This is a genomic window from Parazoarcus communis SWub3 = DSM 12120 (assembly GCF_003226565.1).
GTDB classification, from domain to species: Bacteria; Pseudomonadota; Gammaproteobacteria; order Burkholderiales; family Rhodocyclaceae; genus Parazoarcus; species Parazoarcus communis.
Window position 1 is genome coordinate 1 of the sequence record NZ_QKOE01000081.1, and the last position, 791, is coordinate 791.

General features: G+C 67.6%; 1 protein-coding gene. It reads right to left on the minus strand.

Annotated features, from left to right (window positions below; all coding sequences use genetic code 11):
• Nucleotides 1-11: 11 nt before the first annotated feature.
• Nucleotides 12-791 (minus strand): hypothetical protein (locus tag DNK49_RS23105; RefSeq protein ID WP_279386439.1); only part of this gene is annotated, 780 nt, incomplete at its 5' end.

A 791-nucleotide genomic window follows, 5' to 3' on the forward strand; every position in this document is an offset into this window, starting at 1 on the left:
GGGCCCGCCGCCTACCGAGCCCCTCCCATCCCCGCGCCGCTGACCCCCCCGAGCACGGCGATCTCCACCGGCGGCCGCAGCGCGAGGCAGACCGACAGCGCCTGGTGCAGGTCGCTGTCGAGGAATTGGCGGAAGAGGGCGGGATCGGCCGACGCCTCGAGCGTCGGCAGCACGGTCTGGGTCACGGCGTAGTCGAAGCGCGGCGCCCATTTGCGCGCGCCGAGCCGGGCCGTGGTCGAGCAGTTGTCGACCATGTAGGCGACGTCGCGATAGTCCATGTAGGGGTTGAGCGAGTCGACCGCCTCGATGATCGATTCGTTCACGATCTCCGAATAGGGATGACCTTTCTCGCGCAGCAGGTCGGCCTGCGCCATCATGGTGGCGACATAGACGCCGGCCGTGACGGGATTGATCGCCGCTTCACGATTGGTCTTGGGATGGCGGGCGACCTGCCACATTTCGGTGCCGGCGATCTCGTGCATCGGGAAGCGGTCGAGCCGCCGTGCCGCGCCGATGACGCTGCGCACCTCGTTGCCGCTTTCCACTTCGTGGTAGATCTCGTGCAGCAGATCGGCGGCGGGGCGGTAGCTTGCGACATAGGCCTTCTCGAAAAGCTTGCGGCCCTGCGCGTCGAGCGATTCGTAGACGGCCAGGACGCCGCCTTGCGAGATCTTCTTGCTGATGGCGGCGGTGACGCTGCGGGCCGATTCGAGAAACGCATCGTCGGCCGCCAGGCCCTGCGTGCGGAACCAGCGATAGAGACTCTCGGCGATGCCGTGCACGGCGCCGAG